This is a genomic window from Pseudomonas sp. GM60 (assembly GCF_000282415.1).
Taxonomy (GTDB): domain Bacteria; phylum Pseudomonadota; class Gammaproteobacteria; order Pseudomonadales; family Pseudomonadaceae; genus Aquipseudomonas; species Aquipseudomonas migulae.
Window position 1 is genome coordinate 1 of the sequence record NZ_AKJI01000134.1, and the last position, 26081, is coordinate 26081.

26 protein-coding genes are annotated in these 26081 nt (G+C 60.7%); 11 read left to right on the forward strand and 15 right to left on the reverse strand.

From position 1 onward, the window contains the following. Positions 1–197: 197 nt before the first annotated feature. Both PMI32_RS03110 and PMI32_RS03105 read left to right on the forward strand, forming a co-directional pair. Positions 198–1520, forward strand: coding sequence for an MFS transporter (locus PMI32_RS03110; protein ID WP_008034303.1), 1323 nt, complete (start codon positions 198–200; stop codon positions 1518–1520). Between the two features lie 231 nt (positions 1521–1751). Next, a complete protein-coding gene (locus tag PMI32_RS03105) occupies positions 1752–2381 on the forward strand; it encodes a flavin reductase family protein (RefSeq protein WP_008034306.1) in 630 nt (209 codons plus the stop codon). Here the strand turns inward: PMI32_RS03105 and PMI32_RS03100 are convergent, their stop codons facing one another. Next, positions 2382–2612 (reverse strand): hypothetical protein, encoded by a 231-nt coding sequence (locus PMI32_RS03100; RefSeq protein ID WP_008034307.1) that lies wholly within the window; start codon positions 2610–2612, stop codon positions 2382–2384. Positions 2613–2653: 41 nt separating this feature from the next. Beyond that, positions 2654–3007 (reverse strand): putative quinol monooxygenase, encoded by a 354-nt coding sequence (locus tag PMI32_RS03095; RefSeq protein ID WP_008034309.1) that lies wholly within the window; start codon positions 3005–3007, stop codon positions 2654–2656. A gap of 334 nt (positions 3008–3341) precedes the next feature. Between PMI32_RS03095 and PMI32_RS03090 the strand changes: the two genes are divergently transcribed. After that, a complete protein-coding gene (locus tag PMI32_RS03090) occupies positions 3342–4271 on the forward strand; it encodes an AraC family transcriptional regulator (protein ID WP_008034311.1) in 930 nt (309 codons plus the stop codon). 132 nt (positions 4272–4403) lie between these two features. On the opposite strand, the gene PMI32_RS03085 is transcribed toward PMI32_RS03090, so the two are convergent. The 6 genes from PMI32_RS03085 to PMI32_RS03060 all read right to left on the reverse strand — a co-directional run bounded on the left by PMI32_RS03085 (position 4404) and on the right by PMI32_RS03060 (position 11852). Then, positions 4404–5459, reverse strand: a complete 1056-nt coding sequence (locus tag PMI32_RS03085) for an ABC transporter ATP-binding protein (protein WP_008034313.1) — start codon at positions 5457–5459, stop codon at positions 4404–4406. Positions 5460–5474: 15 nt separating this feature from the next. Beyond that, positions 5475–6323: an ABC transporter permease gene (locus tag PMI32_RS03080; protein WP_008034315.1), complete on the reverse strand. Its 849-nt coding sequence runs from the start codon at positions 6321–6323 to the stop codon at positions 5475–5477. Continuing rightward, positions 6320–7228, reverse strand: coding sequence for an ABC transporter permease (locus tag PMI32_RS03075; RefSeq protein WP_008034316.1), 909 nt, complete (start codon positions 7226–7228; stop codon positions 6320–6322). The genes PMI32_RS03080 and PMI32_RS03075 overlap by 4 nt, the downstream gene beginning before the upstream one ends. A gap of 142 nt (positions 7229–7370) precedes the next feature. After that, complete coding sequence (locus tag PMI32_RS03070) at positions 7371–8474, reverse strand: extracellular solute-binding protein (protein WP_008034320.1); 1104 nt, start codon at positions 8472–8474, stop codon at positions 7371–7373. A 295-nt stretch (positions 8475–8769) separates the two neighbouring features. After that, a complete protein-coding gene (locus PMI32_RS03065; RefSeq protein WP_008034322.1) occupies positions 8770–10218 on the reverse strand; it encodes an aldehyde dehydrogenase family protein in 1449 nt (482 codons plus the stop codon). After that, positions 10215–11852, reverse strand: coding sequence for a 5-guanidino-2-oxopentanoate decarboxylase (locus tag PMI32_RS03060; RefSeq protein WP_008034324.1), 1638 nt, complete (start codon positions 11850–11852; stop codon positions 10215–10217). The genes PMI32_RS03065 and PMI32_RS03060 overlap by 4 nt, the downstream gene beginning before the upstream one ends. Positions 11853–12012: 160 nt before the next feature. On the opposite strand from PMI32_RS03060, the gene PMI32_RS03055 reads away from it, so the two are divergent. After that, complete coding sequence (locus PMI32_RS03055; RefSeq protein WP_008034326.1) at positions 12013–12894, forward strand: LysR substrate-binding domain-containing protein; 882 nt, start codon at positions 12013–12015, stop codon at positions 12892–12894. Positions 12895–13017: 123 nt separating this feature from the next. Here PMI32_RS03055 and PMI32_RS03050 read toward each other — a convergent pair whose 3' ends face one another. Both PMI32_RS03050 and PMI32_RS03045 read right to left on the reverse strand, forming a co-directional pair. Next, complete coding sequence (locus tag PMI32_RS03050; protein WP_008034328.1) at positions 13018–13632, reverse strand: NAD(P)-dependent oxidoreductase; 615 nt, start codon at positions 13630–13632, stop codon at positions 13018–13020. A 41-nt stretch (positions 13633–13673) separates the two neighbouring features. Then, on the reverse strand, positions 13674–14549 hold the full coding sequence (locus tag PMI32_RS03045) for an MBL fold metallo-hydrolase (RefSeq protein ID WP_008034330.1): 876 nt from the start codon (positions 14547–14549) through the stop codon (positions 13674–13676). A gap of 210 nt (positions 14550–14759) precedes the next feature. Between PMI32_RS03045 and PMI32_RS03040 the strand changes: the two genes are divergently transcribed. Together PMI32_RS03040 and PMI32_RS30475 are read left to right on the forward strand one after the other, a co-directional pair. Continuing rightward, a complete protein-coding gene (locus PMI32_RS03040; RefSeq protein WP_202949144.1) occupies positions 14760–15665 on the forward strand; it encodes a LysR family transcriptional regulator in 906 nt (301 codons plus the stop codon). Between the two features lie 199 nt (positions 15666–15864). Continuing rightward, complete coding sequence (locus tag PMI32_RS30475) at positions 15865–16041, forward strand: hypothetical protein (RefSeq protein ID WP_008034333.1); 177 nt, start codon at positions 15865–15867, stop codon at positions 16039–16041. A gap of 8 nt (positions 16042–16049) precedes the next feature. Here PMI32_RS30475 and PMI32_RS03035 read toward each other — a convergent pair whose 3' ends face one another. Further along, the gene (locus tag PMI32_RS03035; RefSeq protein WP_008034335.1) at positions 16050–16946 is read right to left on the reverse strand and encodes a helix-turn-helix domain-containing protein; all 897 of its coding nucleotides are present in this window, start codon (positions 16944–16946) and stop codon (positions 16050–16052) included. A gap of 188 nt (positions 16947–17134) precedes the next feature. Here PMI32_RS03035 and pobA point away from each other — a divergent pair, with 188 nt between their 5' ends. Further along, a complete protein-coding gene (gene pobA, locus PMI32_RS03030; protein WP_177318897.1) occupies positions 17135–18319 on the forward strand; it encodes a 4-hydroxybenzoate 3-monooxygenase in 1185 nt (394 codons plus the stop codon). A 79-nt stretch (positions 18320–18398) separates the two neighbouring features. Next, complete coding sequence (locus PMI32_RS03025) at positions 18399–19916, forward strand: MDR family MFS transporter (RefSeq protein WP_032829157.1); 1518 nt, start codon at positions 18399–18401, stop codon at positions 19914–19916. Positions 19917–20022: 106 nt separating this feature from the next. Here the strand turns inward: PMI32_RS03025 and PMI32_RS03020 are convergent, their stop codons facing one another. The 4 genes from PMI32_RS03020 to PMI32_RS03005 all read right to left on the reverse strand — a co-directional run bounded on the left by PMI32_RS03020 (position 20023) and on the right by PMI32_RS03005 (position 23915). Then, positions 20023–20871, reverse strand: a complete 849-nt coding sequence (locus PMI32_RS03020) for a cache domain-containing protein (RefSeq protein ID WP_008034341.1) — start codon at positions 20869–20871, stop codon at positions 20023–20025. 119 nt (positions 20872–20990) lie between these two features. Continuing rightward, complete coding sequence (locus PMI32_RS03015) at positions 20991–21866, reverse strand: ATPase (RefSeq protein ID WP_008034349.1); 876 nt, start codon at positions 21864–21866, stop codon at positions 20991–20993. Positions 21867–21974: 108 nt separating this feature from the next. Beyond that, entirely contained in the window at positions 21975–22967 is a 993-nt protein-coding gene (locus PMI32_RS03010) for an NAD-dependent epimerase/dehydratase family protein (protein WP_008034350.1), read from the reverse strand. 54 nt (positions 22968–23021) lie between these two features. After that, positions 23022–23915 (reverse strand): LysR family transcriptional regulator ArgP, encoded by an 894-nt coding sequence (locus PMI32_RS03005; protein WP_008034351.1) that lies wholly within the window; start codon positions 23913–23915, stop codon positions 23022–23024. 96 nt (positions 23916–24011) lie between these two features. On the opposite strand from PMI32_RS03005, the gene PMI32_RS03000 reads away from it, so the two are divergent. The 3 genes from PMI32_RS03000 to PMI32_RS02990 all read left to right on the forward strand — a co-directional run bounded on the left by PMI32_RS03000 (position 24012) and on the right by PMI32_RS02990 (position 25793). Further along, complete coding sequence (locus PMI32_RS03000) at positions 24012–24413, forward strand: ACT domain-containing protein (RefSeq protein WP_008034352.1); 402 nt, start codon at positions 24012–24014, stop codon at positions 24411–24413. A 5-nt stretch (positions 24414–24418) separates the two neighbouring features. Further along, a complete protein-coding gene (locus tag PMI32_RS02995) occupies positions 24419–25021 on the forward strand; it encodes a LysE/ArgO family amino acid transporter (RefSeq protein ID WP_008034357.1) in 603 nt (200 codons plus the stop codon). A 175-nt stretch (positions 25022–25196) separates the two neighbouring features. Further along, a complete protein-coding gene (locus PMI32_RS02990; RefSeq protein ID WP_008034365.1) occupies positions 25197–25793 on the forward strand; it encodes a superoxide dismutase in 597 nt (198 codons plus the stop codon). The last annotated feature ends 288 nt before the right edge of the window (positions 25794–26081 follow it).

The following is a 26081-nucleotide window of genomic DNA, read 5'->3' on the forward strand; positions in this document are numbered from 1 at the left end:
AAGCCTCGCTCCTACAGGATCGCGAACATGCGCGGATTTTCGCTCGTTGCTTCGCTAACCATAAGCGGATTTCCGCTCACTAAAACCTCTACCCCCCTCTAAACCGGCCCTCCCCCCGTTGGCACACCTCCTGCTATAGCCCCTGCAGGCTGCGTTTAAACGCGCTCCACAAAAACAATTAAACGAAGGATCCTTCAATGGATAACTCCAACGCCCTGCCCCTTGGGTCGGCTGCCGTGCCGGTCAAAGAAAGAACCACCGCCAGTCGTATCAAATCGATCTTCAGCGGTTCGGTCGGCAACATGGTCGAGTGGTACGACTGGTACGTCTATGCCGCCTTCTCCCTGTACTTCGCCAAAGCGTTTTTCCCCAAAGGCGACACCACCGCACAATTGCTGAACACCGCCGCGATCTTCGCCGTGGGCTTCCTGATGCGCCCGATCGGTGGCTGGTTGATGGGCCTCTACGCCGACAAGGCCGGGCGCAAACGCGCGTTGATGGCCTCGGTGTACCTGATGTGCTTCGGCTCGCTGCTGATCGCCCTGAGCCCCGGTTATGAAACCATCGGCATCGGCGCGCCGATCCTGCTGGTGTTCGCCCGTCTGCTGCAAGGCCTGTCGGTCGGTGGCGAATACGGCACCTCGGCCACCTACCTCAGCGAGATGGCGACCAAGGAACGTCGCGGCTTCTACTCCAGCTTCCAGTACGTGACCCTGATCTCCGGCCAGCTCATCGCACTGGCGGTGCTGATCGTGCTGCAACAAGTGCTGACCACCGAAGAGCTGTACGCGTGGGGCTGGCGTATTCCGTTCGCCATCGGCGCGCTGTGTGCCGTGGTTGCGCTTTACCTGCGTCGTGGCATGGAAGAGACCGAGTCGTTCACCAAGGTCGAGAAAGAGAAAAAAGAAAGCGCCATGCGCACGCTGATGCGCCATCCCAAGGAACTGATGACCGTGGTCGGCCTGACCATGGGCGGCACCCTGGCGTTCTACACCTACACCACGTACATGCAGAAATACCTGGTGAACACCGTCGGCATGAGCATCTCCGACTCCACCACCATTTCCGCTGCCACGCTGTTCCTGTTCATGTGCCTGCAACCGATCATCGGCGGGCTGTCGGACAAGGTCGGTCGTCGGCCGATCCTGATCGCCTTCGGCATCCTCGGCACGCTGTTCACCGTGCCGATCCTCACCACCCTGCACACCATCCAGTCGTGGTGGGGCGCGTTCTTCCTGATCATGGCGGCGCTGATCATCGTCAGCGGCTACACCTCGATCAACGCCGTGGTGAAGGCCGAGCTGTTTCCGACCGAAATCCGCGCCCTGGGCGTTGGCTTGCCGTATGCACTGACCGTGTCGATCTTCGGCGGCACCGCTGAATACATCGCGCTGTGGTTCAAGAGCATTGGCATGGAAACCGGTTACTACTGGTACGTCACCGCGTGTATTGCCGTGTCGTTGCTGGTGTACATCACCATGAAAGACACCCGCAAACATTCGCGGATCGAGACGGACTAAGCTCGTCAGCGAAACAAAAAAATGGGGCAGACCTTAGCGGGTCTGCCCCATTTTTTTGTTGAATAAACACAACCCCCTGTAGGAGCCGGCTTGCTGGCGATGGTGTGTCAGTCAACATCAACGTGTCTGACACTCCATCGCCAGCAAGCCGGCTCCTACAGGGGATTGTGTGCGCTGGAAATCCGCTGTCCATCCTTGCACTATGAACGCCACACCAACAGGAATCCCTTCATGCCCGACGACATCCACTACTACGAACCCGCCAACGGCCACGGTCTGCCGCATGACCCGTTCAATGCCATCGTCGGCCCGCGCCCCATCGGCTGGATTTCTTCGCAGGATGCCGACGGCCACCTGAACCTGGCGCCCTACAGTTTCTTCAACGCGTTCAACTACATTCCACCGATCATTGGATTTTCCAGCGTCGGACGCAAAGACAGCCTGAACAACATCGAGCAGACCGGCGAATTCGCCTGGAACCTGGCAACCCGGCCGCTGGCCGAGCAGATGAACCAGAGCTGCGCGATGGTCGGGCCAGAGGTCAACGAGTTCGAGTTGTCCGGGCTGACGCCTGTGGCGTCGAAAATCATTCAGGTGCCACGGGTCGCCGAAAGCCCGGTGTCCTTCGAGTGCAAGGTCACGCAGATCATCCAGTTGCAGCGCGCCGATGGCAACGTGGTGCCGAGCTGGCTGATTCTCGGCGAAGTGGTCGCCGTGCATATCGCCAAATGGCTGTTGAAGGACGGGGTGTACGACACCGCCGCGGCAGAACCGATTCTGCGCGGTGGCGGACCAGCGGATTACTTTCAACTGGGCCCGGAGGCCTTGTTCAAGATGTTCCGCCCGGGAGCGGTCAGATAATTACCAGATCAGCTCGCCGTCTTCGCCGACGCCCTTGAGGTGCGTCAGTTGCAGGGCGGCAGCTTCGTCCGCTTCTTTGGCGGTCTTGAAAGTCTGGTCTTCCAGCAATTTGTTGAAGCGCGGTGCGCCCGAGCCACCGATGGCTTTGGTGGCAATCGCCGCATAGTAACCGCCCTCGCGGGGCACTACGGCGGATACGGCTTCGAAGGTTTCAAAGGCTTTGCGTGCCATGTCGCGGATCCTGGCTGATTGAGAATGGCGTCATTAAACCCTCAACCCGCCAGTTTGTGTACCCGCGACCGGGACTGCCACTGCGCCTGGGCCGCCGACACGTCCTTGAAGGTATGGAAATCCAGGCTGTTGACCACCAGCTCTTGCACCAGCTCAGCGAAAATATCCATGGCCGGCGTGCTGAAATAGGCCGTCATGGCTTGCTGATGGGTCCAGAAACCGGACACCAGCCACAATTCCGGATCGCACTGCGAATGCTGCAGGGAAAAACTCAGGCAGCCAGGCGCGGTGCGCGACGGCTCGATCAAGGCGCTGAGGCGCGCACCGAGTTCCGCCGAACACCCGGCGCGGGCCCGGACGAAGGCCATATGACTGACGGGGATCTGCTTAGACATGTTCAACCCTCCCAGGTACTCGAGTGGCAGCCGTGGGACGGGCTGCGACAGGATCCAAGATTAAGCCCCTGCACGCCGCCCCGTTAGTCGATTCCTGCCGGCTTGTTGCACAATCCTGCGAGACTGCATTCGGTACCTGTAACAATGTGTGAATAGTGTCACAGGCCTGAAACACGAGGTTCGAGCAAGTTTCCCCTGCCATAGACTGCCCTGGCAGCACACCTCTTCAACCCCGTGCAGAATCAGGCAAGCTTTTCGCAGGATGTGTCTACCGCTGTGCCTTGCACAAATTTAAGCTCAGCTCATTCCCATTGCTTCGCCGAGGATGCCCTGCATGTCGTCGCTCGATCACTTTCAAGCCCCGCTGGACGCCGACATGGAGAAACAGCGCGCGGAACTGGCCGCCATCATCCGTCGCAACACGATGGAGGATGGCACTTATGCCACTGCCGTCTCCTCGTTGTTCATGGGCAAACACAGCCAGTCCCATGAATTCGCCCCGGTGCTGGCGCAACCGGCGTTGTGCATCATGGCGCAGGGGCGCAAAGAGGTCAGACTGGCCGACGAATACTTCAATTACGACCCGCTGAATTACCTGGTGGTGTCGGTCTCCATGCCCCTGAGCGGGCGGATAGTGAACGTCACCTCTGAAGAACCGATTCTCTCGGTGCGGCTGGACATTGATCCGGCGGAAATCACCGCGTTGATTGCCGACGCCGGCCCCTTAGGCGTACCGACCCGCCCCACCGGTCGCGGTTTGTATGTCGAACGGATCGACACCGCGATGCTCGACGCAGTGTTGCGCCTGGCGCGATTGCTGGACACGCCGAAAGACATCGCCATGCTCGCACCGTTGATTCGCCGGGAGATTCTCTATCGGTTGTTGCGCAGTCAGCAGGGCCATCGTTTGTACGAGATCGCGATTGCCAACAGCCAGAGCCACCGCATCAGCCAGGCGATCAAATGGCTCAACGGCAATTATGAGCAGCCGCTGCGCATTGATGATCTGGCCAAGGAAGTGAACCTGAGCGTGTCGACCTTGCACCACCGGTTCAAGGCGATGACGGCGATGAGTCCGTTGCAGTATCAGAAGCAATTGCGCTTGCAGGAAGCGCGGCGGTTGATGCTGGCCGAAGGGCTGGAAGCGTCGGCGGCGGGGTATCGCGTCGGGTATGAAAGCCCGTCGCAGTTCAGCCGGGAGTACAGCCGGTTGTTCGGGGCGCCGCCGCTGCGGGATTTGGCGCGGTTGCGGTTGACGGTTTGATCCGGATTTTGCGGAGCAAGTGCCGGCCCCATCGCGAGCAGGCTCACTCCCACAGGAGTTTGGTGTACACCAATCCAATGTGGGAGTGAGCCTGCTCGCGATGAGGCCAGCAAAGCCGACATCAAATCCGGATCAGGCGCCTAGTACTCGGCAAGCCTCGGCCGGCAACGTCACCGACACCGGGTTGCCAATGCTCAACCCAAACCCCTGGCACGGCGTGCTCAACGCGGTAAACGACACCCCGGAACACTCCACGGTCGTCTCGATCGTCGCGCCGATGTCACGCACGAACGTCACGGTGCCCAACAAGCGATTCCCCGCCGTCGCTTGCGGATGCGACAGTTGCAGGTCCTCAGGGCGGATCAGCATCTTGACCTTCTCCCCCGCCGCAATGCTCGTGCAGATCGGCACTTGCAGTGCATCGCCCCCCGGCAGGCTGACCTGGCCGTTACCCAGCGCGGTCGCCGGGAAAATGTTGCCCGAGCCGATGAAGTCCGCAACGAACTCGTTGGCCGGGTGACGATAAATCTCGATCGGCGTGCCGACCTGCTGCACGCGATGCTCACCCAGCACCACGACAATATCGGCCATGGTCATCGCCTCACGCTGGTCGTGGGTGACCATGATGGTGGTGATGTTCAGGCGTTGTTGCAGCTGACGGATTTCTACCTGCATCGACTCGCGCAGCTTGGCGTCCAGCGCCGACAGCGGTTCGTCCAGCAGGAGGATTTTCGGGTGGTTGGCAATCGCCCGGGCAATCGCCACACGCTGGCGTTGACCGCCAGACAGTTTCGCCACCGGGCGGTCAATCATTTCCTGCAACTGGATCAGTTCCAGCAATTCCACTACGCGCTTGTGCTGATCAGCCTTGCTGACCCCGCGCAATTTCAGCGGATAGGCGATGTTTTCCCCAACGGTCATGTGCGGAAACAGCGCCAACGATTGAAACACCATGCCGAAATTACGCAGATGCGCCGGGGTTTGGCCGATGTCTTCACCGTCCAGGCGAATCTCGCCGCCGGTCAGGGTTTCAAGGCCGGCGATCATCCGCAGCAAGGTGGTTTTACCGCAGCCCGAAGGGCCGAGGAAACACACCAGTTTGCCTTCCGGCAAATGCAGGTTCACATCCTTTACCGCGCAGGCCGAGCCGTAATGTTTCTCGACGTTTTCCAGAATCAGACCAGACATAAATCACCTCAAGAATCAGAACGAAACGCCACCTTCACCGACCAGCTTCTCCAACGCCCAGATCAGGACGAAGTCGATCAGCACGATCAGCACGGCAAACGAAAATACGGTAGGGTCGAGCGACGACACGGTGCGGCTGTACATCCAGATCGGCACGGTCATCACGTCGATGGTGTAAAGGAAATAGGTCACGGTGAATTCGTTGAACGAGACGATGAACGCCAGCAGCATCCCCGCCAGAATCCCCGATTTCATCAGCGGCACCACCACATCGATGATCGCCCGCGTTGGCGAAGCACCGAGCATTTGCGCGGCCTCTTCGACTTCGCTGCCGATGGAGAGCATTGCCGCCGTGCAGTTTTTCACCACGAACGGCAGCGCCAGGATCACGTGGGCGATCACCAGCCGCGAGGTGGTCATCTGGAACGGCAGGCTGTCGAACACCAGCAGCAATGCCAGGCCCAATACCACCATCGGAAACACCAGCGGCAGCGACATCAGTTGCAGCGCCACCGCTTTGCCACGGAACTCGCAACGGGTCAGCGCATAAGCTGCCGGCACCGCGATGATCGTGGCGAAAACCATGGTCAGGCACGACACCATCAGGCTGGTGGTCATGGCTTTGCCGAGGCTCAGCACATCACTCGCGTCCGGCGACACAAAGGTGTGCCAGGCGGCCTTGTACCATTGCAGGCTGTAGCTGCTCGGCGGGAAGTCGAGGTTCGACGCACCGCTGAACGACATGACGATCATGGTCAGGATCGGCAACACCGCCAGCAGCAAAATAAACCCCGAGAGGATGCCGGCAAACTTGCCGGTTTCGCCTGGCAGCAGCGAATAACGCTTCTTGATCACAGAGCTCATTGCGAAGCCTCCAGCATGCGCCGACGACGGCCAGTGATGTATTCGGACAAAGTCATGATCGCGAGCGTGGTGACAATCAGCACCACACCGGCGGCGGACGCGGCGGGCCAGTTCATCAGCGGGGCGATCTGGTCATGGACCATCACCGCCAGCATCGGCACGCGTCGGCCACCCAGCAACAACGGCACCACGAAGCTGCTGGCGTTGTAAGCGAAAACCAGTGTCGCGCCGGTGATGATCCCCGGAAAACTCATCGGCAGAACCACCTGGCGGAACACCTGAAAGCGACTGGCGCCCAGCGTGGCGGCGGCCTCTTCGTAAGTGCGGGCGACGCCGCGCATGGCGCTGGCAATCGGCAGCACGGCCAACGGGAACGCGGTTTGCACCAGGCCCATCAGCACGCCGTTCTGGTTGTACAGCAACATGATCGGGCGCTTGATCAGGCCCAGGCCCATCAGTGCCTGATTGAGCATGCCGCCCGGGCCGAGAATCACCAGCCAGCCGTAGCTTTGCAGCAGCAGGTTGACCAGCAATGGCAGCAGCACCGCAGCGAGGAAGATCCTGCGCACAAACGGCGACGTCAGGCGCGACATGGTGTAGGCCACCGGGATCGCCAGCACCACGGCGATCACTGCGCTGATCAGCGCCAGGCGCAAGGTCAGCAGCAAGGATTTGAGGTAATACGGTTCCAGCAATTGGGCGTAGCTGGCCAGGCTGAACCCGGTCCATTCCGCGCCTTTGGTGCCGACGCTCATGCGCAGCACCAGCAGGCTGGCGGCAATCAGCACGCCGAGAAACAGCATCGACGGCGTCAGAAAAAACCAGGCGCGGGTCGTCGGCGAAACACCCCGATTGGCGCGCACAGGAGCTGCATCGACCGGATGAGTCAGAGGTTGGTGTTCCATAGCAAGGGTCTCGTCAATGGAAGATCCTGGCGAGTGCTGCGCACTCGATCGCCGGCAAGCCAGCTCCTACAGGGCTTAGCGCTGTATTTGTAGGAGCTGGCTTGCCAGCGATGAGGTTCGAAGAACCTCCCTGCGATTCAGATCAGGAAGAAAAGATTTCCGTGTAGCGACGAATCCATTGGTCATGCACGGAGGCCAGGAAGGCGTTGTCGTGCATGATCGCCTTCTCGGCGATCTGCTCCGGCGTGAGGATGTACGGGCTCTTGCGCGCTTCGGCGGAGATGATCGCCTTGGCGTTGACCGGGCCGTTGTAAATGTCCTCAGCCATCTTGCCCTGCACCAGCGGGTCCAGAGAGTGGTTGATGAACGCGTAAGTCAGGTCGGTATCGCCCGGACGGTTTTTCGGCATCACCGACAGCATCAGGTCGGTGTAGAAACCTTCTTTCATGCCGAACGTGGCGCCCAGACCGTAGGCCGGATCGCGGATCTGTTTCGGGAAGAAGGCCGGTGCGTACAAGCCACCCATGTCCAGGGAACCGGTGCGGAACAGCTCGGCGATCTGGTTCGGGTTTTCACCCAGGGTCACCACGCGATCCTTCAGCTCGGCGAGTTTCTTGAAGCCGGGTTCGATGTTGTGTTCGTCACCACCGGCCAGTTTGGCGGCGATGATGATCAGGTCCATCGCTTCGGTCCAGTTCGGCGGCGGCAGGAAGATGTTCGGCGACAGCTCGGCGTCCCACAGGGCGGCGTAACTGTCCGGTGCTTCCTTGATGGTACGGGTGCTGTAGACCAGGCTGTTGCACCAGAGCAGGTAACCGATCCCGTGGCCATTGGCGCCGGTGCGGTATTTCTCCGGGACATCCACCAGGTTGGGAATACGGTTGAGGTCGGGTTTTTCCAGCAGGTTGGCGGCGGCCAGACCTTCGGCGCCAACGCCAGCCAGGGTGATGATGTCGTATTGCGGACGATCACCGCCGGCCTTGAGTTTGGCGACCATTTCCGAGGTACTGCCGGTGCGGTCAGCGATGACCTTGCAGCCGTACTTGTCTTCGAACGTTGCGGCGATGTTGCGCAGTGCCGCCAGGCCTGTGTCATCGGACCAGGTCAGCAGGCGCAGGGTCTTGCCCTGGAAGCGCGTGTCGCTGGCATTGGCCTTGACGAAGGGCAAGCTCATGGCTGCCGCGGCAACCGAGGCCACGCCTACGGTTTTGATGAATTGACGTCTGTTCAGATCATGCTCGCCCATTACGGACTCCCTTTGTTTTTGTAGGTATAAGGCAGGTCGAAACTGTTGCATCCGCGCGGCCGGATCAGCGTTATCCCCCGTATTTTCGGGGGCTTGGCTGAACCAGTGAGTTCATCCTGAGGTCGCGTAAAACACCTGACTATCGATAAAAATTCATTGAAGCCATGACGCCAGCGCATGCCTCATGTAGGAGCGAGCCTGCTCGCGAAAAGTGCATGAACGACGCGGGTTTTCTGACCCCCCGCGTTATCGTTGACGTCCATCGCGAGCAGGCTCGCTCCCACAGAGATACGCGTCAGACGGCGCGAATCACGTGTTTGATTTCCTGGAAAGCCTGCAAGCCCCACGGCCCCAATTCGCGGCCGATGCTGCTTTGCTTGTAGCCGCCCCAGGCGGTCTGCGGGAAGATCACTTGCGGCGCGTTGATCCACACAAGCCCCGCCTGCAAGGCGTTGGCAACCCGATCCGCCGCCTCGGCATCGCGCGTCACCACGCTGGCCACCAGGCCGAACTGGCTGTCGTTGGCCAGGGCAATCGCCTCGGCTTCGGTGGCGAAACTGCGCACGCAGATCACCGGGCCGAAAATCTCTTCACACCACAGCGCACTGTCGAGGGGCACTTCGGTGAAAATCGTCGGCTGCAAAAAATAACCGCGCGGCAGGTCTGCGGGGCGATTGCCGCCGCAGATCAGCTTGGCGCCAGCACTCAAACCGCGATCGATGTGGCCGAGCACGCGTTGGTATTGCGCCTGATTGACCAGTGCGCCCATTTCCACGTTCGGGTCGAACGGGTCGGCCACGCGGATGGCTTCAGTACGCGCCTTCAGACGCAGGAGGAATTCGTCGGCCAGCTCGTCGGCGACCAGCACGCGGCTGGTGGCGGAACACATCTGCCCGGCGTTGAAGAAACCACCGCCACAAGCCACTTCCACGGCCAGTTCAATGTCGGCATCGGCCAGCACCAGCAGCGAGGATTTGCCGCCCAGTTCCAGGCTCACGCCCTTCACGGTTTCTGCCGCGCGCTGCATCACCTGCACGCCGACCGCGTTGCTGCCGGTGAAGGAAATCTTGGCTATGCGCGGGTCCGCCGACATCGGCGCGCCGACCGCCAGACCGGTGCCGCAGACCACGTTGAACACGCCCTTCGGCAGCCCGGCGTCGGCGATGATCGCCGCCAGTTCCAGCTCCGGCAGCGGCGTCACTTCGGAAGGCTTGAGCACCACGCAGCAACCGGCGGCCAGGGCCGGGGCGAGTTTCCAGGCAGTGGTGACCATCGGGAAATTCCACGGCACGATCAGGCCGACCACACCGCACGGCTCACGACGCACACGGGCGCTGAAGTCGTCGGTGGGCAGCTCGACGTTGCTGTCCTGTTTGGCGTCGAGGCCTTCGGCCAAGCCTGCGTAGTACTCGAACGTAGCGATCACATCATCGACGTCAATGGCCGCTTCGAACAACGGTTTGCCGTTGTTGCTCGACTGCAAGTGCATCAACTTTTCGCGACCGGCCTGCACGCCCGCAGCGATTTTGCGCAGGATGGCACCGCGCTCGGCACCCGTGGTTTGCGACCAGGCCTTGAAGGCTTCGGTCGCTGCGTTTGCGGCTTGATCGACGGAGTGCGCATCGCCGCCATTCACGGTGGTCAGCAACGCTTCGGTGGCCGGGTTGATCACGCGCAGGTGTTCGCTGCCCGCCGACCATTTTCCGTCAATGAACAGACCATCAAGCGTGGTGGGGAAAGTCATTTCGACACCGCCTGCATCCACAGAGTCTGATCGATTTCAATCAGGGTCGGGCCTTGGCGATCAGCCGCGCAGCGCAATGCACCGCGCAGTTGCTCGACACCGTCGACCGCTTCAGCCGCACAGCCCAGTGCCTTGGCGACACCGATGAAGTCCGGGGTGTAGATGTCTACGCCGACCGGCTCGATGGCGCGGTTGACCATGTATTTCTTGATCTCTTCGTAGCCCTGGTTGTTCCACAGCAGGACGATCACCGGGGTACGCGCTTCAACGGCGCTGGCCAGTTCCGGCAGGGTGAATTGCAGGCCGCCGTCGCCGATCAGGCACACCACCGGAGGACGCGCGCCGTTTTCAACGCTACCGCCGAGCCAGGCGCCAATCGCTGCCGGCAAGGCGTAACCGAGAGTGCCGTAGCCGGTGGACGAGTTGAACCAGCGGCGCGGACGCTCCGGGTTGAAGGTCAGGTTGCCGGTGTACACCGGTTGGGTCGAATCGCCGACGAACACCGCGTCTGGCAATTCGTGCAGGACGGTTTCGAGGAAACGGGTCTGGGCCAGTGTCGGCGCGTCCCAGGTGGCGGCGAGGTCTTCGCGCAGACGTGCGGCGCGGACCTGGCCCCAATCGTTGCGGCGCTCGGCCAGCGATTTGTGGGACAACGCGCTCAGCAAGGCTTGGGCAGCGTTGCGCGAATCGGCCACCAGTGCGATGTGCGGCGGGTAGTTGCGCACGGTCTGATCCGGGTCGATATCAACGCGCAGCAGCTTGCCGGGAATTTCGAAACCACCGGCGAAAGTGACGTCGTAGTCGGTCTCGGCCAGCTCGGTGCCGATGGCCAGCACCACATCGGCCTCGGCAACCAGGGCGCGAGTCGCGACCAGGCTCTGGGTCGAACCGATCAACAGCGGATGGCCGGATTCGAGCATGCCTTTGGCGTTGATGGTCAGCGCGACTGGCGCGTCCAACAATTCAGCCAGTTCAGTCAATTCCGCAGCGGCATCGATAGCACCGCCACCGGCGAGAATCAGTGGGCGCTTGGCACCGGCGAGCAGTTCGGTCATGCGGCTGATCGCGCTTGGCGAAGCACCGGCGCGGTCGATGTTGACCGGCAGGCTGCTGAGCAGGTCGTCGGCTTCTTCAACCAGAACGTCCAGTGGAATTTCGATGTGAACAGGACGCGGACGACCGGCCTGGAACAGCGCGAAAGCGCGGGCCAACACGCCCGGCAGTTCGGACGCCGACATCAGGGTGTGGGAGAACGCCGCCACGCCGCCGACCAATGCGCTCTGGTTCGGCAGCTCGTGGAGCTTGCCGCGACCGCCGCCCAACTGGCTGCGGGTCTGCACGCTGGAGATCACCAGCATCGGGATCGAATCGGCGTAGGCCTGGCCCATGGCGGTGGTGATGTTGGTCATGCCCGGGCCGGTGATGATGAAGCACACACCCGGTTTGCCGCTGGTGCGTGCATAACCGTCGGCCATGAAACCAGCGCCCTGTTCGTGACGCGGAGTGACGTGGTTGATGCTCGAACGGGCCAGCCCGCGATACAGCTCCACGGTGTGAACCCCGGGGATGCCGAACACCTGCTCAACCCCGTAATCTTCGAGTAACTTGACCAATACTTCGCCGCACGTCGCCATGTCTTTTGCCCTTTTTGTTCGTTTGAGACGCCGGGCCTGCGCAGTGTTTATGATGAGCGGGCAGGTCCAGGGATGGCCTCATTGGAACGGGCGACACGTAGCCGCAACAATGGATAAAAAGTCATACTAGCCATGTCCTCACGTCATACCTTGGATCCCAATGAAACGATTGCCTCCCCTGCCGGCGCTGCACACTTTTCTGATTACCGCGCAGTGCTGCAACTTCACCCGTGCCGCCGAACAGCTGTTCATCACCCAGGGCGCGGTGAGTCGACAGATCGCCGGGCTGGAAGAACATTTGGGTTATGAGCTGTTCATTCGCCAGGCCCGCGGCCTGGATTTGACGGCTGAAGGACGGGAGTGGCTGCCACGGGTGCAGCAGATTTTCGGCTTGATCGACGAGGCGGTGGAGCAGATCGGCGAGAAGCGCGAAACCCTGCAACTCAAGGCGCCGACCTGTGTGATGCGCTGGTTGTTGCCGCGCCTGTTGCAGTGGCAACGGGAGCGTCCGGATGTGCCGGTGGAGCTGACCACCACGGTCAAGCACGGCGTGGATTTTCATCGCGAGCAATTCGATGCGGCGGTGATGTATGGCGCGCCGCCGGACAACGCGCTGACGTCTTATCTGCTGTTCGATGAGCAACTGACGCCGGTGTGTTCGCGACCGATGCTGGAAGGGCCACAGGCCTTGCAGTCACCGGCGGATCTGCAACAGCACTTGCTGCTGCACCCGACGCGGGATGAGCGCGACTGGAATGCCTGGCTGAAAGCGGCGGATCTTCAACTGAGCAATGTCAGCAAGGGTCAGCATTTCGAAACCCTGGACCTGGCGATGTCGATGGCGTCTCAGGGGACAGGTGTGGCGATTGGCGATTGGTCGTTGATTGGCGATGACCTGAGTGCCGGGCGGCTGGTCATGCCGTTTGAATTGAAGGTGAAAACCGGGTTGGCGTATTACCTGGTATTCCCGGAGAAACCTGCACCTTCGCCGAAGTTGCGCGAATTGATGGGGTGGTTGGTGGAGCAGGCGCAGTCGCGTTGAACAATATCCTGTAGGAGCGAGCCTGCTCGCGATGAACCGGAGAACACCGCGGGGTATCTGGTTCCCAGCGTTATCGTTGGCGATCATCGCGAGCAAGCTTGCTCCTACAGGAGATCAGTGACCTCAATACCCAACTGTAAACCGCTGACGGGAGTGCTTCGGCGCTTCCACTTCATCCAACATCGCAATCGCATAATCAGCAAACGTAATCCAGCTGCGCCCCGCCCCGCTCACCAGCAAATCATCCTTGCCAACCCGGAACGTGCCCGTACGCTCACCCTCGACAAACTCCGCCGAGGGCGACAGGAAGGTCCAGTCCAGTTCCTGTTCCTTGCGCAGGTTTTCGAGAAACAACGCACCGGCGCTGGCCTCTGCCTTGTATTCCGCCGGGAAGCCTTCGCTGTCGATGACGCGGGTGCCGTCCGGCAGCAACAGCGAACCGGCACCACCCACCACCAGCAGACGTTTCACCCCGGCCTTCTTCACCGGCGCCACAATGGCAGCGGCGGGAATCGTGGCGAAATGTGCCGCGCTGATGACCACATCATGCCCCGCAACAGCGGCTTGTAATGCGTCGCCATCCAGCACGTCGACATTCTTGCTGACCACCCCGGCACGCTGGCCGATTTTCGACGTATCGCGCGCGATGGCCGTAACGCTATGACCACGACGCAGGGCTTCTTCCAACAGTTGGCTGCCGGCACGGCCGGTGGCACCGATGATTGCGATGTTGCTCATGACGTTCTCCAGTGTGGATCAGTGTGAGTGGGTGAATCGGGTTACCACTTCATCTCGCCCTTGGCGACTTTGGCGCTCAGCTCCAGCGAGCTTTCTTCGCCCAGTTTCGGGTAGCGTTTTTTCATCGCGGCGATCAGCGCGGCGGCGTCTTTGGCCTTGGCGGTTTCTTCGTCAAAGGCTTTGATGTAATCCGCGGTGAACTGCACGGCGGCCAGGGAGCGGGCACTTTTGCCGAGGTAGTGACCCGGCACGAGGGTGTGCGGTTTCAGGGTTTCGATGGAGTGCAGCGTAGCCAGCCAATCAGCGTGGGACTGCGCGGTTTGGGTATCGGCCATCCACACGTGAATGTTTTCTGCGACGACCACGCCACCGACCACCGCCTTGATCGACGGGATCCACACAAAGGTGCGATCCGGTTGTTTGCCCTCAAGACCCACCACCTGCAACTTCTGCCCTTCGAGCATCAGGCTGTCACCCTTGAGTACGTCCGGCACGATGGTTTTGGCCGGCACGTCGGCCCCCATTTTCGGCCCCCAGAACGCCAGTTTGCCGTCGACGGTTTGCTTGATGTGGTCCACGGTCGGTTGCGAGGCGAGCACCTTGGCGTTGGGGAACGCGGCGGTCAGGGTGTCGAGGCCGAAGTAGTAATCCGGGTCACCGTGGCTGATGTAGATGGTGGTCAGTTGCTTGCCGCTGGCGCGGATTTTTTCCACCACTTGCTCGGCCTGGGATTTGCCGAATTGCGCGTCCACCAGAATCGCGTCTTTCTCGCCGCTGACCAGCACCGACGTCACCGGGAAGATCGCTTTCTCGCCGGGGTTGTAAACATCCAGCGTCAGCGTCGATGCCGCCGCGTGGGCCGCGAAACCGAGGGTGGCCGTGGCCAGCAAAATACGCTTGAGATTGAAACCGATCATCTGTTGCTCCGTTGTTTGTCGACGCCTTTTGTAGGAGCGAGCTTGCTCGCGATGGTCGTTAACGATGACGCGTGCTTACCGGTTGAAACGCGGTGCCTGTGCGCCCTTCGCGAGCAAGCTCGCTCCTACAGGAGGACAGAGCTTAGTTGCCTTATTCATTACAAAAAATGCGATGCTTAGACATAGTTTGTTTCTGAAAGCGGGCAAATCATGGATCGTCTACAAGCAATGCGCGTATTCGTCACGGTGGTCGACCTCGGCAGCCAGTCGGCCGCCGCCGATCACCTGGACCTGTCGCGGCCGGTGGTTTCGCGGTATCTGGCGGAACTGGAAGACTGGGTCGGCGCACGCCTGATGCATCGCACCACGCGTAAATTGAGCCTGACCGCCGCCGGCAGTGAAATCCTGCCGCGCTGTCGACAGATGCTCGACCTGTCCACAGACATGCAAGCCGCCGTCAGCGAGCCGGACGATGCGCCGCGTGGCCTGCTGCGGATCAGCGTCAGCACCTCGTTCGGCCAGGCGCAATTGGCGGATGCGATGGCCGCCTACGTCAAACGTTATCCCGGCGTCAGCATTGACTTGCAGATGCTCGACCGCACGGTGAACCTGGTGGATGAGCGCATCGATCTGGCGATTCGCACCAGCAATGACCTGGACCCGAACCTCATTGCGCGGCGGCTGACGGTCTGCCGCTCGGTGATCTGCGCCGCCCCCGCTTACCTGCAAGAGCACCCGACGCCAATGCGGGTGGAAGACCTGAGCCAGCACAACTGCCTGACCCACTCCTACTTCGGCAAAAGCCTGTGGCATTTCGAGCAGGACGGCGAACCGGTCTCGGTGCCGGTGCAGGGCAACATCAGCGCCAATGAAGCGAGCACCCTGCTGCGCGCAACAATCGCTGGCGCCGGGGTGGCGATGCTGCCGAGTTATCAGGCGGGTGTGCATATCCACAGCGGCGAACTGATCCGCCTGCTGCCCCAGGCCGAACCGCGCCAGATGAACATCTACGCGGTGTATGCCTCACGCAAGCACATGCCGGCGGCATTGCGCAGCGTGCTGGATTTCCTGGTGCTCAGGTTTCCGGAAGAACCAGAGTGGGATGCAGAATTGTAAATACGCCCCCCTGTAGGAGCCGGCTTGCTGGCGATGGCGTCCGTCCAGTCAATAAACAGGTTGACTGACCCACCGCTATCGCCAGCAAGCCGGCTCCTACAGGGGCATCAGCGTTCTGAAAGCCGCTTCACTGGCAACTCACTGCCGCTGACCTATGCTGAACTTAGTACCGAAGGGTATTCGTTCAGAGGTCAACGCCATGAACACGAAAACAAGAAGATACCTCGCCATTTTCATCACCTGCGCGGTGACGCTGGCGCTGTACGGCACCGCGGCGTGGCGCGTTGAGCAATTGCGAAACCTGCCCCGTGAGTACGCGAGCTGCAACTTCGAGCGCTGCATTCCCCACAACGCGACCCTCAACGCCCTCCGGTGATGAAGGGATCAGGCCTCGTTGTCCTGATCGGCCTTCAAGCGGTCGCGGAACGCCTTGGGTGAGATCCCCACACGACGTCGGAACAGGCGCGTGAAGTTGGTCGGATCGGAAAACCCCAACACATCGGACATTTCATAAATGGTCATGCTGGTGTAGGTCAGCAAACGCTTGGCCTCCAGCAATTGCCGCTCGTGCATGATCTGCAACGCCGGTTGTCCCGCCAGCTCACGGCACGTGCCGTTGAGGTGCGACACCGAAATCCCCAGCCGATGCGCCAGGTCTTCAACCTTGACGTGCTGGCGATACGTCTCTTCCACCAGTTGGATAAACCCGTTGAGGTATTCCCGCGCACGTTGCGGACGCTGACTGGCCGAGCGACGCTGCAACGCCTGCCGGCTGACCCACACCATGATCACGCTGACCAGCGAATGCATGAGCATTTCCCGGGCCGGTTGATGGCCGGTGTATTCGGTTTGCAGCGCAGAAAACAGGCTGTTGAGGTACTCGCTGTCGTTGCCGGCCGGATAACTTTCGGCCTGGGCCAGAGCATTCACCGAGTTGCCCAGCTGCGCCTGAAGATGGGCCACCAGTGGCGCGGCGAGGGTCACGACAAAGCCTTCGACATCCTCGGAAAAACGATAACCGTGCACCGATAACGGCGGCAGAACCAGGATCGCCGGTTCGTCCAATTGCGTACGTTTGCCTTCGATTTCAAGCTCTGCCTGACCTTTGAACACGAAGAGTAATTGGCATAAATCGGCGTGGCGATGGGGTTTGATTTCCCACTGGTGTTCGCGGCTGCGTTTGGAAATGGTTTCACAGTGCAGCAAGTCCGGGGTCGGCCAGTCCAGGCTTTCACCGTAGAGCTTGAACACCGGTATCGAAGGCAGGGCAGGCTTGTTCATAACTTCAATCCAGGCCTCGGGAGGTGACGGGCGATAATCGCACCGATTGGCAGAAAGTACAGCTATCGGCTCAGTTTTCACCTTCAATTGACAGACCCGCAAGTGAAAAATGCAAGCACTCGATCCATAAAAATAATTCACCGACGCAGGTCGTGTGGAGCTTGCGAGTCATAAAAACAATGAAAACGTTGAAAACCCAAGTCGCCATCATTGGCGCCGGCCCCTCCGGTTTGCTGCTCGGCCAATTGCTGCACAACGCCGGTATCGACACCCTCATTCTCGAACGCCAGACCCCGGACTATGTGCTCGGGCGAATCCGTGCCGGTGTCCTCGAACAAGGCATGGTAGAGCTGCTGCGTCAGGCCGGCGTTGGCCAGCGCATGGACGCCGAAGGGCTGGTTCACGGCGGCTTCGAACTGGCCCTCGACGGGCGCCAGGTGCACATCGATCTGCACGCCCTGACCGGGGGCAAAACCGTGATGATCTACGGGCAAACCGAGGTCACTCGCGACCTGATGGCCGCTCGTCGGGAGACCGGCGCGCAGACCATCTATGAAGCCAGCAACGTCGTGCCTCACGGCATGAAAACCGATGAAGCGTTCGTGACGTTCGAAAAGGACGGCGAAGCGTATCGGCTCGATTGCGACTACATCGCCGGTTGCGACGGTTTCCATGGTGTCGCGCGGCAATCGATTCCCGCCGACAACCTGAAGGTGTTCGAACGGGTTTATCCGTTCGGCTGGCTGGGGATTCTTGCCGACACACCACCGGTTCACGATGAACTGGTCTACGCCCGTCACGAACGCGGTTTTGCCCTGTGCAGCATGCGCTCGGCGACTCGCACCCGGTATTACCTTCAGGTCCCTGCCGACGAGGCTGTCGAGAATTGGTCAGATCAACGCTTCTGGGATGAGCTCAAATCCCGGCTGCCGGCTGCGCTGGCCGAGTCTTTGGTGACTGGGCCGTCCATCGAAAAAAGCATCGCGCCGTTGCGCAGTTTCGTGGTCGAACCGATGCAATACGGGCGGATGTTTTTGGTCGGCGACGCCGCGCACATCGTCCCGCCGACCGGCGCCAAAGGCCTGAACCTGGCGGCCAGCGACGTCAGTACGTTGTTCAATATCCTGCTGAAGGTTTACCGCGAAGGCCGTGTCGACTTGCTGGAGAAATACTCGGAAGTCTGCCTGCGCAGGGTCTGGAAAGCCGAGCGATTTTCCTGGTGGATGACCTCGATGTTGCACCGCTTTGACGATCACGATGCGTTCAGCCAGCGCATCAGCGAGTCGGAGCTCGATTACTTCGTCGACTCCGAGGCGGGTCGGAAAACCATTGCAGAAAATTACGTCGGACTTCCGTATGAGGCTATCGAATAGCCTGCTACCGACTTACACTGGCGAGCATCCCCGCTCGCCCTTGCCTCCTGCGGGACCCTCACTGCCCGCAGGTTCTCCCGTGACCAATCTCAACCAGCCTGAAACGCCCAAACCGGCCATCCGGAGCGTGCTGATCGCCCTGATGCTGGCCATCTTTCTCGGGGCGCTGGATCAGACGATCGTCGCTGTATCGATGCCCGCCATCTCCGCGCAGTTCAAGGACGTCAGCTTGTTGGCCTGGGTGATTTCCGGCTACATGGTGGCGATGACCGTGGCCGTGCCGATCTACGGCAAACTCGGCGACCTGTACGGTCGGCGCAAGTTGATGCTGTTCGGCATGGGGCTGTTCACGATTGCTTCGTTCTTCTGCGGCATGGCCCAGAGCATGGAGCAACTGGTGCTGGCGCGGATTCTTCAGGGCATTGGCGCCGGCGGGATGATTTCAGTCAGCCAGGCGATCATCGGCGACATCGTGCCGCCTCGCGAACGTGGTCGTTATCAAGGCTATTTCAGCAGCATGTACGCGGTGGCCAGCGTCGCCGGCCCGGTGCTCGGCGGTTACATGACCGAATACCTGTCCTGGCGCTGGGTGTTCCTGATCAACCTGCCGCTGGGCCTTGGCGCCTGGCTGGTCGCCCGTCAAACCCTGGTCGGGCTCCCGGTGCCGCAGCGCAAACCGATCATCGATTACCTCGGCACCGTGTTGATGATCATCGGTTTGACCGCCTTGTTGCTCGGCATTACTCAGGTCGGCCAGGGACATTCGTGGCGCAGCGCCGAGGTGCTGGGTTTGCTGGGTTGTGCGGTGGTGGTCCTGGCGTTGTTCGTCGGGCATGAGCGCCGTGCACGGGAGCCGTTGCTGCCGATGCACCTGTTCGCCAACCGCAACGCGATCCTGTGCTGGTGCACGATTTTCTTCACCAGTTTCCAGGCGATTTCGTTAATTGTGCTGATGCCGTTGCGCTTCCAGAGCGTGACCGGCGCCGGGGCCGACAGTGCTGCGCTGCACCTGTTGCCACTGGCCATGGGTTTGCCGATCGGCGCGTATTTCGCCGGGCGCCGAACCTCGGTGACCGGACGCTACAAACCGATGATCCTCGCGGGCGCCCTCCTCATGCCGATCTCGATCCTCGGGATGGCGTTCAGTCCGCCACAGGCGGTGGTGCTCAGCAGTCTGTTCATGGTGCTCAGCGGGATCGCCTCCGGCATGCAGTTCCCGACGTCATTGGTCGGGACGCAGAACTCGGTGGAACAACGGGACATCGGCGTGGCGACCAGCACCACCAACCTGTTCCGCTCCCTGGGCGGCGCGGTGGGCGTGGCGTTGATGTCGGCGTTGTTGCTGGCATTGCTGCAAGACTCGAGTTTCGCCCATCTGGCCGGCTCGACACTGATTGCCGAGGGCAGCTCCGGGAATGTCTTGCTGGATGGCCTGAACGCCGCGCCGGGGGATGCGCAGAACGCCTTGCGCGCCGAGCTGCTGCTGACCTTCCGGCATTTGTTGATGGTCAGTGCGGCGGTGTCGTTGCTTGGGTTGGCGGCGGCGATTGCCATGCCGAACCGGGTGTTGCGTGGGCGGGAAGACAAGGCTCGGTAGTTGAACCGAGTCGCGGCCATCGCTGGCAAGCCAGCTCCTACATAGATTGTGCGATCCCTGTAGGAGCTGGCTTGCCAGCGATGGCGTCCTCCCATTCACCACATCATCAAGGGCTGTAATACCCCACAGCCACCAGAAAATGCCCGACCTTCTTCAGGTACGCGTGCTTGTCCTCGACCTTGCCGGTCACCGGGTTTTTCCACCGATACGCGTATTCGCCATAATCCTGCCCGGCCATCAACGCCAGGATCGGCTCGCCGACCGGCTTGCCTTCAGGGTCCTTGATCTTGCCGAAATCGGTATTGATCAAGCGCAGATTGGTGCCATGGGCGACGTAACGCTGGGTATCCAGGTTGACGACGAACACATACAAGTCATCCTGCAAATAACCGCCCTTGAGCGAGTTGATCGACGTGAGTGTGCCCTTCTCGTCCTTGGCCAGATCGGTCGCCGCTTTGTTCAGCAACGCCATCGCCTGCTCCGCCGACGCCCGTGGCAAGTAGTAACCCACCGCCAGAATCCGCTGGCCGACCCGTTGGTAGAACACATGCTTGCGTTCGACTTTGCCGTCGGACCAGTTCTGCCAGCGATACTCCGCTTGCTGAATGCCATTGCCCTCCGGCACTTTCAATGCGTCCTTGAAAGCCTTCTGCAAATCCGGCCCGAGCACATCCGATACATCACGCCCGATCAACGCCGAAGAAGGCCCACCGCTGGCGAGCATCACGCCTTTGGTATCGAGCACGAACACGTAGCGGTCCTTGTCGACAAACTCGCCCTGACGACTGAAGGCCGCAAACGCCTTGTCGCCGTTGTCGTGGTAATAGGCCAGGGCTTTTTCCAGCAAGGCGATGGCGGCCTGGCTGTCGTCCTTCTCGGTCCCGGCGGCTTGCGCCTGCCCAAGACACAGCAACAGCATCCCGCCCAGCAGGGCCAACCTGTGCAAAAACCCCATTGCGCATCCCTCGTTTTCTTCGGTGTTTGAAGAGCGTAGACGGCAATGGGGCATGTATGGATATTCAGCGAACCGCAGTCTGCAAAATGGTATTGCAGCGCATTACCGCGCCTTCAGCCTCAAGGCCTGGCCCGCAATTGCTGCTGCAAATTCTGAATCTGCGCCTGAAGGGTGTTGATGTTGCGGGTGACCTGGCTACGGAAGGCGTCGAACTCGGCGGTACTGGATGGGCCTGACGCGGCGGCCGGGCGGTTGTCCTGTTCGCTTTTGAGCACGATCATGTCTTGTTCCAGGCGTTCGATGGCGGCGCTCGGGTTGCCTTGTTTTTTCAGCGCGGTGATGTCGGCGCCGAGGCTTTTTAGCTGGGCGTCGAATTTTTCAGTGTCCGCCGGGGCGCTTTTCAGGGCAGCCAGTTCGCTGCTCAGGGCTTTGACCTGGGCCTGCAATTGCGTGTTGGCGGTCTGGTGCTCGGTGTTCTGGGCGGTGGCTTGCGCCAGGCGCTTGTCCAGGTCGGCGGTTTGCGCAGTCATTTGCGCCAGACGCTTGTCCAGGTCCGACGTCTGGCCGGCAACGCCCTGCTGCTGTTTGCTCTGGTCCTGGAGTTTGCTTTCCAGCTGCCTGATTTGCAGTTTCAGCGCTTCGCTGTCGCTGGTGACGTTGGTCTGACTGGCGACCACCTTGCCGGAAATGTCCTGCAAGCGCCCCGCAGCATCCTCACTGATACGCGCGAAACTTTCCTGGGTCGCCACCAGTTGCTGTTCCATCAGCGAGATCTGCTGAAAGCTCCACCATGCAAGGCCGGCGAACGCAAAGAACAAGGCGCCGACCAGCGCCCACAACGGGCCGGTGCTGGCCGCCCTGACCTTGACCACCGGCGGTGTGCGCGAATGCACGGCGGTGCGGGCGGTGGGCACAAAATCATCGTCGTCGAGGCTGTCGGCACGCAGGCTCGGTACATCGTCGAAGTCGTCGTTGGCATCGTTACGCATGGACATTGAGTCAACCTTTGTGGAACGCGGTGATGGCTTGATGGGGCGAAGTATAAACCCGTCAGCCGCATCGATTGACCCTGAACCCCACTCTGCGTTCAGTAACGGGATTTGTCAGTGAATGTCCTGAGCCTTCCACCAGCCGCAAAACTCATCGAGGGCCGTCCAGAGACTGACCTTCGGGTCGTAGTCCAGATAATGCCGCGCGCGACTGATGTCCAGGGTGAAATTTTTGTTCATCACTTGCATGCCCAGGCGCGACAGGGTCGGCTCGGGACGACCCGGCCACAGCTTGCACGCGCCCTCGTTAAGCGCTGCTACGGCATAGGCCAAGCCGTAGGAACGGTAGCGGGTCACCTGTGGGACGTCCATTTTGCGCATGACGTAATTGACTACGTCCCACAACGGAATCGGCGTGCCGTTGCTGATGTTGTAGGCCTTGCCCAAGGCCGAACCGCTGGCCAGCAAGCTGCTGAGCAACGCTTCGTTGAGGTTTTGCACGCTGGTGAAATCGACCTTGTTCAAACCGTTTCCGATGATTGCCAGGCGACCTTTGCGTTGCATGTTCAGCAGTCGCGGGAAGATGCTCATGTCGCCGGCACCGGTCACGAAACGCGGGCGCAGAGCCAGGGTTTCGAGGCCGAACTCCTGGGCGCCGAAGACCTTTTGCTCTGCCAGAAATTTGGTCGCGGCGTAGGGATGCTTGAAGCGCTTGGGCACCTGCTCTTCGGTCAATCCGAGGTGATCGCGGCCGTCGAAGTAGATCGACGGCGAGGACAAATGCACCAGTCGCCGCACGCGTTGCTTCAGGCAGGCTTCGACCACGTTTTCGGTGACCTGCACGTTGCCTTGATGAAAGTCCTGATAACGTCCCCAAACGCCGACAGCACCGGCGCAATGCACCACGGCTTCGACATCGGAACACAGATCGCGCGCCAGTTGCGGGTCGCTCAAGTCGCCCGCAATGAACTCGGCGCCACGGCGCACCAGATGTTCGACGCTTTCGGCCCGGCGACCGTTGACCCGCACGTCCAGGCCCTGCTCCAGGGCGAAACGCGCAAAGCGCCCGCCGATGAAGCCGCTTGCGCCGGTGACCAGAATCTTCATGTAGTGCTCCGAATATTTCGTTTTGCGTAGTGCGTGAGGTCTTGACGCTGCCGGTCAGGTCAACGGCACCAGCCATTGCTTCGACGAGCGCACCAATTGATCGGTCAGCAACCCCAGCAACTGACCGCCATTGCGCCAATGATGCCAGTACAGCGGCACATCGATGGGCTTATCTGGCAAAAGCTCCACCAGAACGCCGCGCTCAAGTTGCTCGCGCACCTGCAATTCCGGCACCAGCCCCCAGCCGAGACCGGCTTCCGTCAGGCGAATGAAGCCTTCGGATGACGGGCATAAATGGTGTTCGAAACCGCCATCTACGCCGAGGGATGCGAGGTAGCGATGCTGTAGGAAATCGTCCGGCCCAAACACCAGCGCCGGCGTTTTCGACAACTGATCGGCGCGAACGCCGTGCGGAAAATGCCGAGCGATGAACGCCGGGCTGGCCAGCGCGCGATAACGCATGGCACCCAACAGGACGCTGCGCGCACCCGCCACCGGACGTTCGCTGGCACAGACACACGCCGCCACTTCACCTGCACGCATGCGTTTGAGGCCGACGGTCTGGTCTTCGACCACCAGGTCGAGCAGCAGGTGTTGCTCGGCGCAAAAGTCACCGACCGCCTCGGCCCACCAGGTGGCGAGGCTGTCAGCGTTCAGGGCGATGCGCAGACGTTCCGGCAGGCCTTCTTCATCCAGCGCCGGCACCAGCGTTTGCAAGTCCCGCTCCAGCAAGCGCACCTGCTGTACATGGTTGAGCAAACGTCGGCCGATTTCCGTCGGCGCCGGTCGCGCCATCCGCACCAGCACCGGCTGGCCGACCCGCGCTTCCAGCAGTTTGATGCGCTGGGAGATCGCCGATTGCGACAAGCCGAGCACCTTTGCGGCACGTTCAAAACCGGCCTGCTCGATCACGGCGGCCAACGCAGAAAGCAATTTATAGTCGAACATCAGTTTTCCTAATGAGCGATCAGCATGATTGATTTTTCTTATACAGGTTAGCAGCAGAGAATGCGCGGCAAGAACTCTTGAACAAGGATTACCGACATGGCTGGCGAAACTTCACTGGCAACACTGCTACGCAGCATGAGCCCGCAACTCAACGCTGGCGAATACGTGTTCTGCACCCTGCGGGACGGTCAATTGCCATCGAACCTTGAGATTGTCGGCAGCTTTCGCGAGCAGGAAGGTCTGACGGTGATTCTGGAACGTTCCCACGCAGAACGGGCCGGTTTCAGCTTCGACTACGTCGCAGCCTGGATCACCCTCAACGTGCATTCGGCCCTGGAAGCCGTCGGCCTGACCGCCGCGTTCGCCACCGCGTTGGGCCAGGCCGGGATCAGTTGCAACGTGATCGCCGGTTACTTCCACGACCATTTATTCGTCGGCCAGGCCGATGCCGAACGCGCCCTGCAAGTGTTGCGGGATCTGGCAGCCAACGCGGAGTAAAACTTATGTGGCAAAGCTATGTGAACGGCCTGTTGGTGGCCGCTGGGCTGATCATGGCGATCGGCACTCAGAACGCGTTTGTGCTGGCCCAGAGCCTGCGACGTGAACACCACCTGCCGGTGGCAGCGCTCTGCGTGACCTGCGACGCGCTGCTGGTGGCGGCCGGCGTATTCGGTCTGGCGACCGTGCTGGCGCAAAACCCGACCTTGCTGGCCATCGCTCGCTGGGGCGGCGCGGCGTTTCTGCTGTGGTACGGCAGCCTCGCGCTGCGCCGGGCCTGCTCGAAGCAAAGCCTGCAACAGGGTGAAAACCAGACGGTCCGTTCACTGCGCGCGGTGATGCTCAGCGCCCTGGCGGTGACCTTGCTCAACCCGCATGTTTATCTGGATACCGTTTTACTGATTGGCTCTCTCGGTGCGCAACAAACCGAGCCCGGGGCTTACGTTGTCGGCGCGGCCAGCGCTTCGCTGCTTTGGTTTTTCACGTTGGCGCTGGGCGCCGCATGGTTGGCGCCATGGCTGGCTCGGCCAAGTACATGGCGGATCCTTGATTTGTTGGTGGCCGTCATGATGTTCGCTGTTGCCGGCCAACTGATCATCGCTACCTGATATTCCAAATGGCTCTGGAACCTCTATTCCACACAGTTGTTGCGTGGTTATGCCGCACCCCCGGTGCTATGATCCGGTTCGATGCGCCGCAAAGAGTACAAACTCCCCGGCGCTTGTCTGGCCGCCCGTGATCGGCCTTGCGCTCACCGCAACTGACCTGATTAGGAGAATCATCATGGCTTTCGAATTGCCGCCGCTGCCTTACGCACACGATGCCCTGCAGCCGCACATTTCCAAGGAAACCTTGGAGTACCACCACGACAAGCACCACAACACCTACGTCGTGAACCTGAACAACCTGGTGCCAGGCACCGAGTTCGAAGGCAAGACCCTGGAAGAGATCGTCAAGTCTTCCTCGGGCGGTATCTTCAACAACGCCGCTCAAGTCTGGAACCACACTTTCTACTGGAACTGCCTGGCGCCAAACGCCGGCGGTCAACCAACCGGCGCACTGGCTGAAGCCATCAATGCTTCCTTCGGTTCGTTCGACAAGTTCAAGGAAGAATTCAGCAAGACTTCCATCGGCACCTTCGGTTCCGGTTGGGGCTGGCTGGTGAAAAAGGCTGACGGTTCCCTGGCCCTGGCCAGCACCATCGGCGCCGGCAACCCGCTGACCAACGGCGACACCCCGCTGCTGACCTGCGACGTCTGGGAACACGCCTACTACATCGACTACCGCAACGTTCGTCCGAAATACGTCGAAGCGTTCTGGAACCTGGTCAACTGGAAATTCGTGGCTGAGCAGTTCGAAGGCAAAACCTTCACCGCTTAAGCTCGACGCCAGTCAAAAAACCCGGCTTTTGCCGGGTTTTTTTATGGGTTTGGAAACGTACAAAGCCAGGTGTTCCCGTAGAACGGGTTGGTTGTCAGGCCGTCATCGCCGGCAAGCCGGCTCCTACAAAAGCAGGTCGGCACCCAGCCGCTTCTCACCACTCATCAGGCCGAGCGTTAGCTCGCCTTCAGCTTTTGATCTGAGCGCCCCCTCGAGAGGCCGAGCGGAGGTTCTGCGCAGTGGGCAACCCGGCATGGATGCCGGGTTAGCCGCCCCCGGCCATGGATG

Coding starts and splice junctions, on each gene's coding strand:
- PMI32_RS03005 (WP_008034351.1), bottom strand. CDS start 23,915: ATGTTCGACTATAAATTGCTTTCTGCGTTGGCCGCCGTGATCGAGCAG.
- PMI32_RS02990 (WP_008034365.1), top strand. CDS start 25,197: ATGGCTTTCGAATTGCCGCCGCTGCCTTACGCACACGATGCCCTGCAG.
- PMI32_RS03035 (WP_008034335.1), bottom strand. CDS start 16,946: ATGAACAAGCCTGCCCTGCCTTCGATACCGGTGTTCAAGCTCTACGGT.
- PMI32_RS03040 (WP_202949144.1), top strand. CDS start 14,760: ATGGATCGTCTACAAGCAATGCGCGTATTCGTCACGGTGGTCGACCTC.
- PMI32_RS03010 (WP_008034350.1), bottom strand. CDS start 22,967: ATGAAGATTCTGGTCACCGGCGCAAGCGGCTTCATCGGCGGGCGCTTT.
- PMI32_RS03050 (WP_008034328.1), bottom strand. CDS start 13,632: ATGAGCAACATCGCAATCATCGGTGCCACCGGCCGTGCCGGCAGCCAA.
- PMI32_RS03065 (WP_008034322.1), bottom strand. CDS start 10,218: ATGACTTTCCCCACCACGCTTGATGGTCTGTTCATTGACGGAAAATGG.
- PMI32_RS03110 (WP_008034303.1), top strand. CDS start 198: ATGGATAACTCCAACGCCCTGCCCCTTGGGTCGGCTGCCGTGCCGGTC.
- PMI32_RS03080 (WP_008034315.1), bottom strand. CDS start 6,323: ATGAGCTCTGTGATCAAGAAGCGTTATTCGCTGCTGCCAGGCGAAACC.
- PMI32_RS03015 (WP_008034349.1), bottom strand. CDS start 21,866: ATGTCCATGCGTAACGATGCCAACGACGACTTCGACGATGTACCGAGC.
- PMI32_RS03060 (WP_008034324.1), bottom strand. CDS start 11,852: ATGGCGACGTGCGGCGAAGTATTGGTCAAGTTACTCGAAGATTACGGG.
- PMI32_RS03095 (WP_008034309.1), bottom strand. CDS start 3,007: ATGTCTAAGCAGATCCCCGTCAGTCATATGGCCTTCGTCCGGGCCCGC.
- PMI32_RS03045 (WP_008034330.1), bottom strand. CDS start 14,549: ATGATCGGTTTCAATCTCAAGCGTATTTTGCTGGCCACGGCCACCCTC.
- PMI32_RS03075 (WP_008034316.1), bottom strand. CDS start 7,228: ATGGAACACCAACCTCTGACTCATCCGGTCGATGCAGCTCCTGTGCGC.
- PMI32_RS03105 (WP_008034306.1), top strand. CDS start 1,752: ATGCCCGACGACATCCACTACTACGAACCCGCCAACGGCCACGGTCTG.
- PMI32_RS03085 (WP_008034313.1), bottom strand. CDS start 5,459: ATGTCTGGTCTGATTCTGGAAAACGTCGAGAAACATTACGGCTCGGCC.
- PMI32_RS02995 (WP_008034357.1), top strand. CDS start 24,419: ATGTGGCAAAGCTATGTGAACGGCCTGTTGGTGGCCGCTGGGCTGATC.
- PMI32_RS03020 (WP_008034341.1), bottom strand. CDS start 20,871: ATGGGGTTTTTGCACAGGTTGGCCCTGCTGGGCGGGATGCTGTTGCTG.
- PMI32_RS03055 (WP_008034326.1), top strand. CDS start 12,013: ATGAAACGATTGCCTCCCCTGCCGGCGCTGCACACTTTTCTGATTACC.
- PMI32_RS30475 (WP_008034333.1), top strand. CDS start 15,865: ATGAACACGAAAACAAGAAGATACCTCGCCATTTTCATCACCTGCGCG.
- PMI32_RS03100 (WP_008034307.1), bottom strand. CDS start 2,612: ATGGCACGCAAAGCCTTTGAAACCTTCGAAGCCGTATCCGCCGTAGTG.
- PMI32_RS03090 (WP_008034311.1), top strand. CDS start 3,342: ATGTCGTCGCTCGATCACTTTCAAGCCCCGCTGGACGCCGACATGGAG.
- PMI32_RS03000 (WP_008034352.1), top strand. CDS start 24,012: ATGGCTGGCGAAACTTCACTGGCAACACTGCTACGCAGCATGAGCCCG.
- PMI32_RS03070 (WP_008034320.1), bottom strand. CDS start 8,474: ATGGGCGAGCATGATCTGAACAGACGTCAATTCATCAAAACCGTAGGC.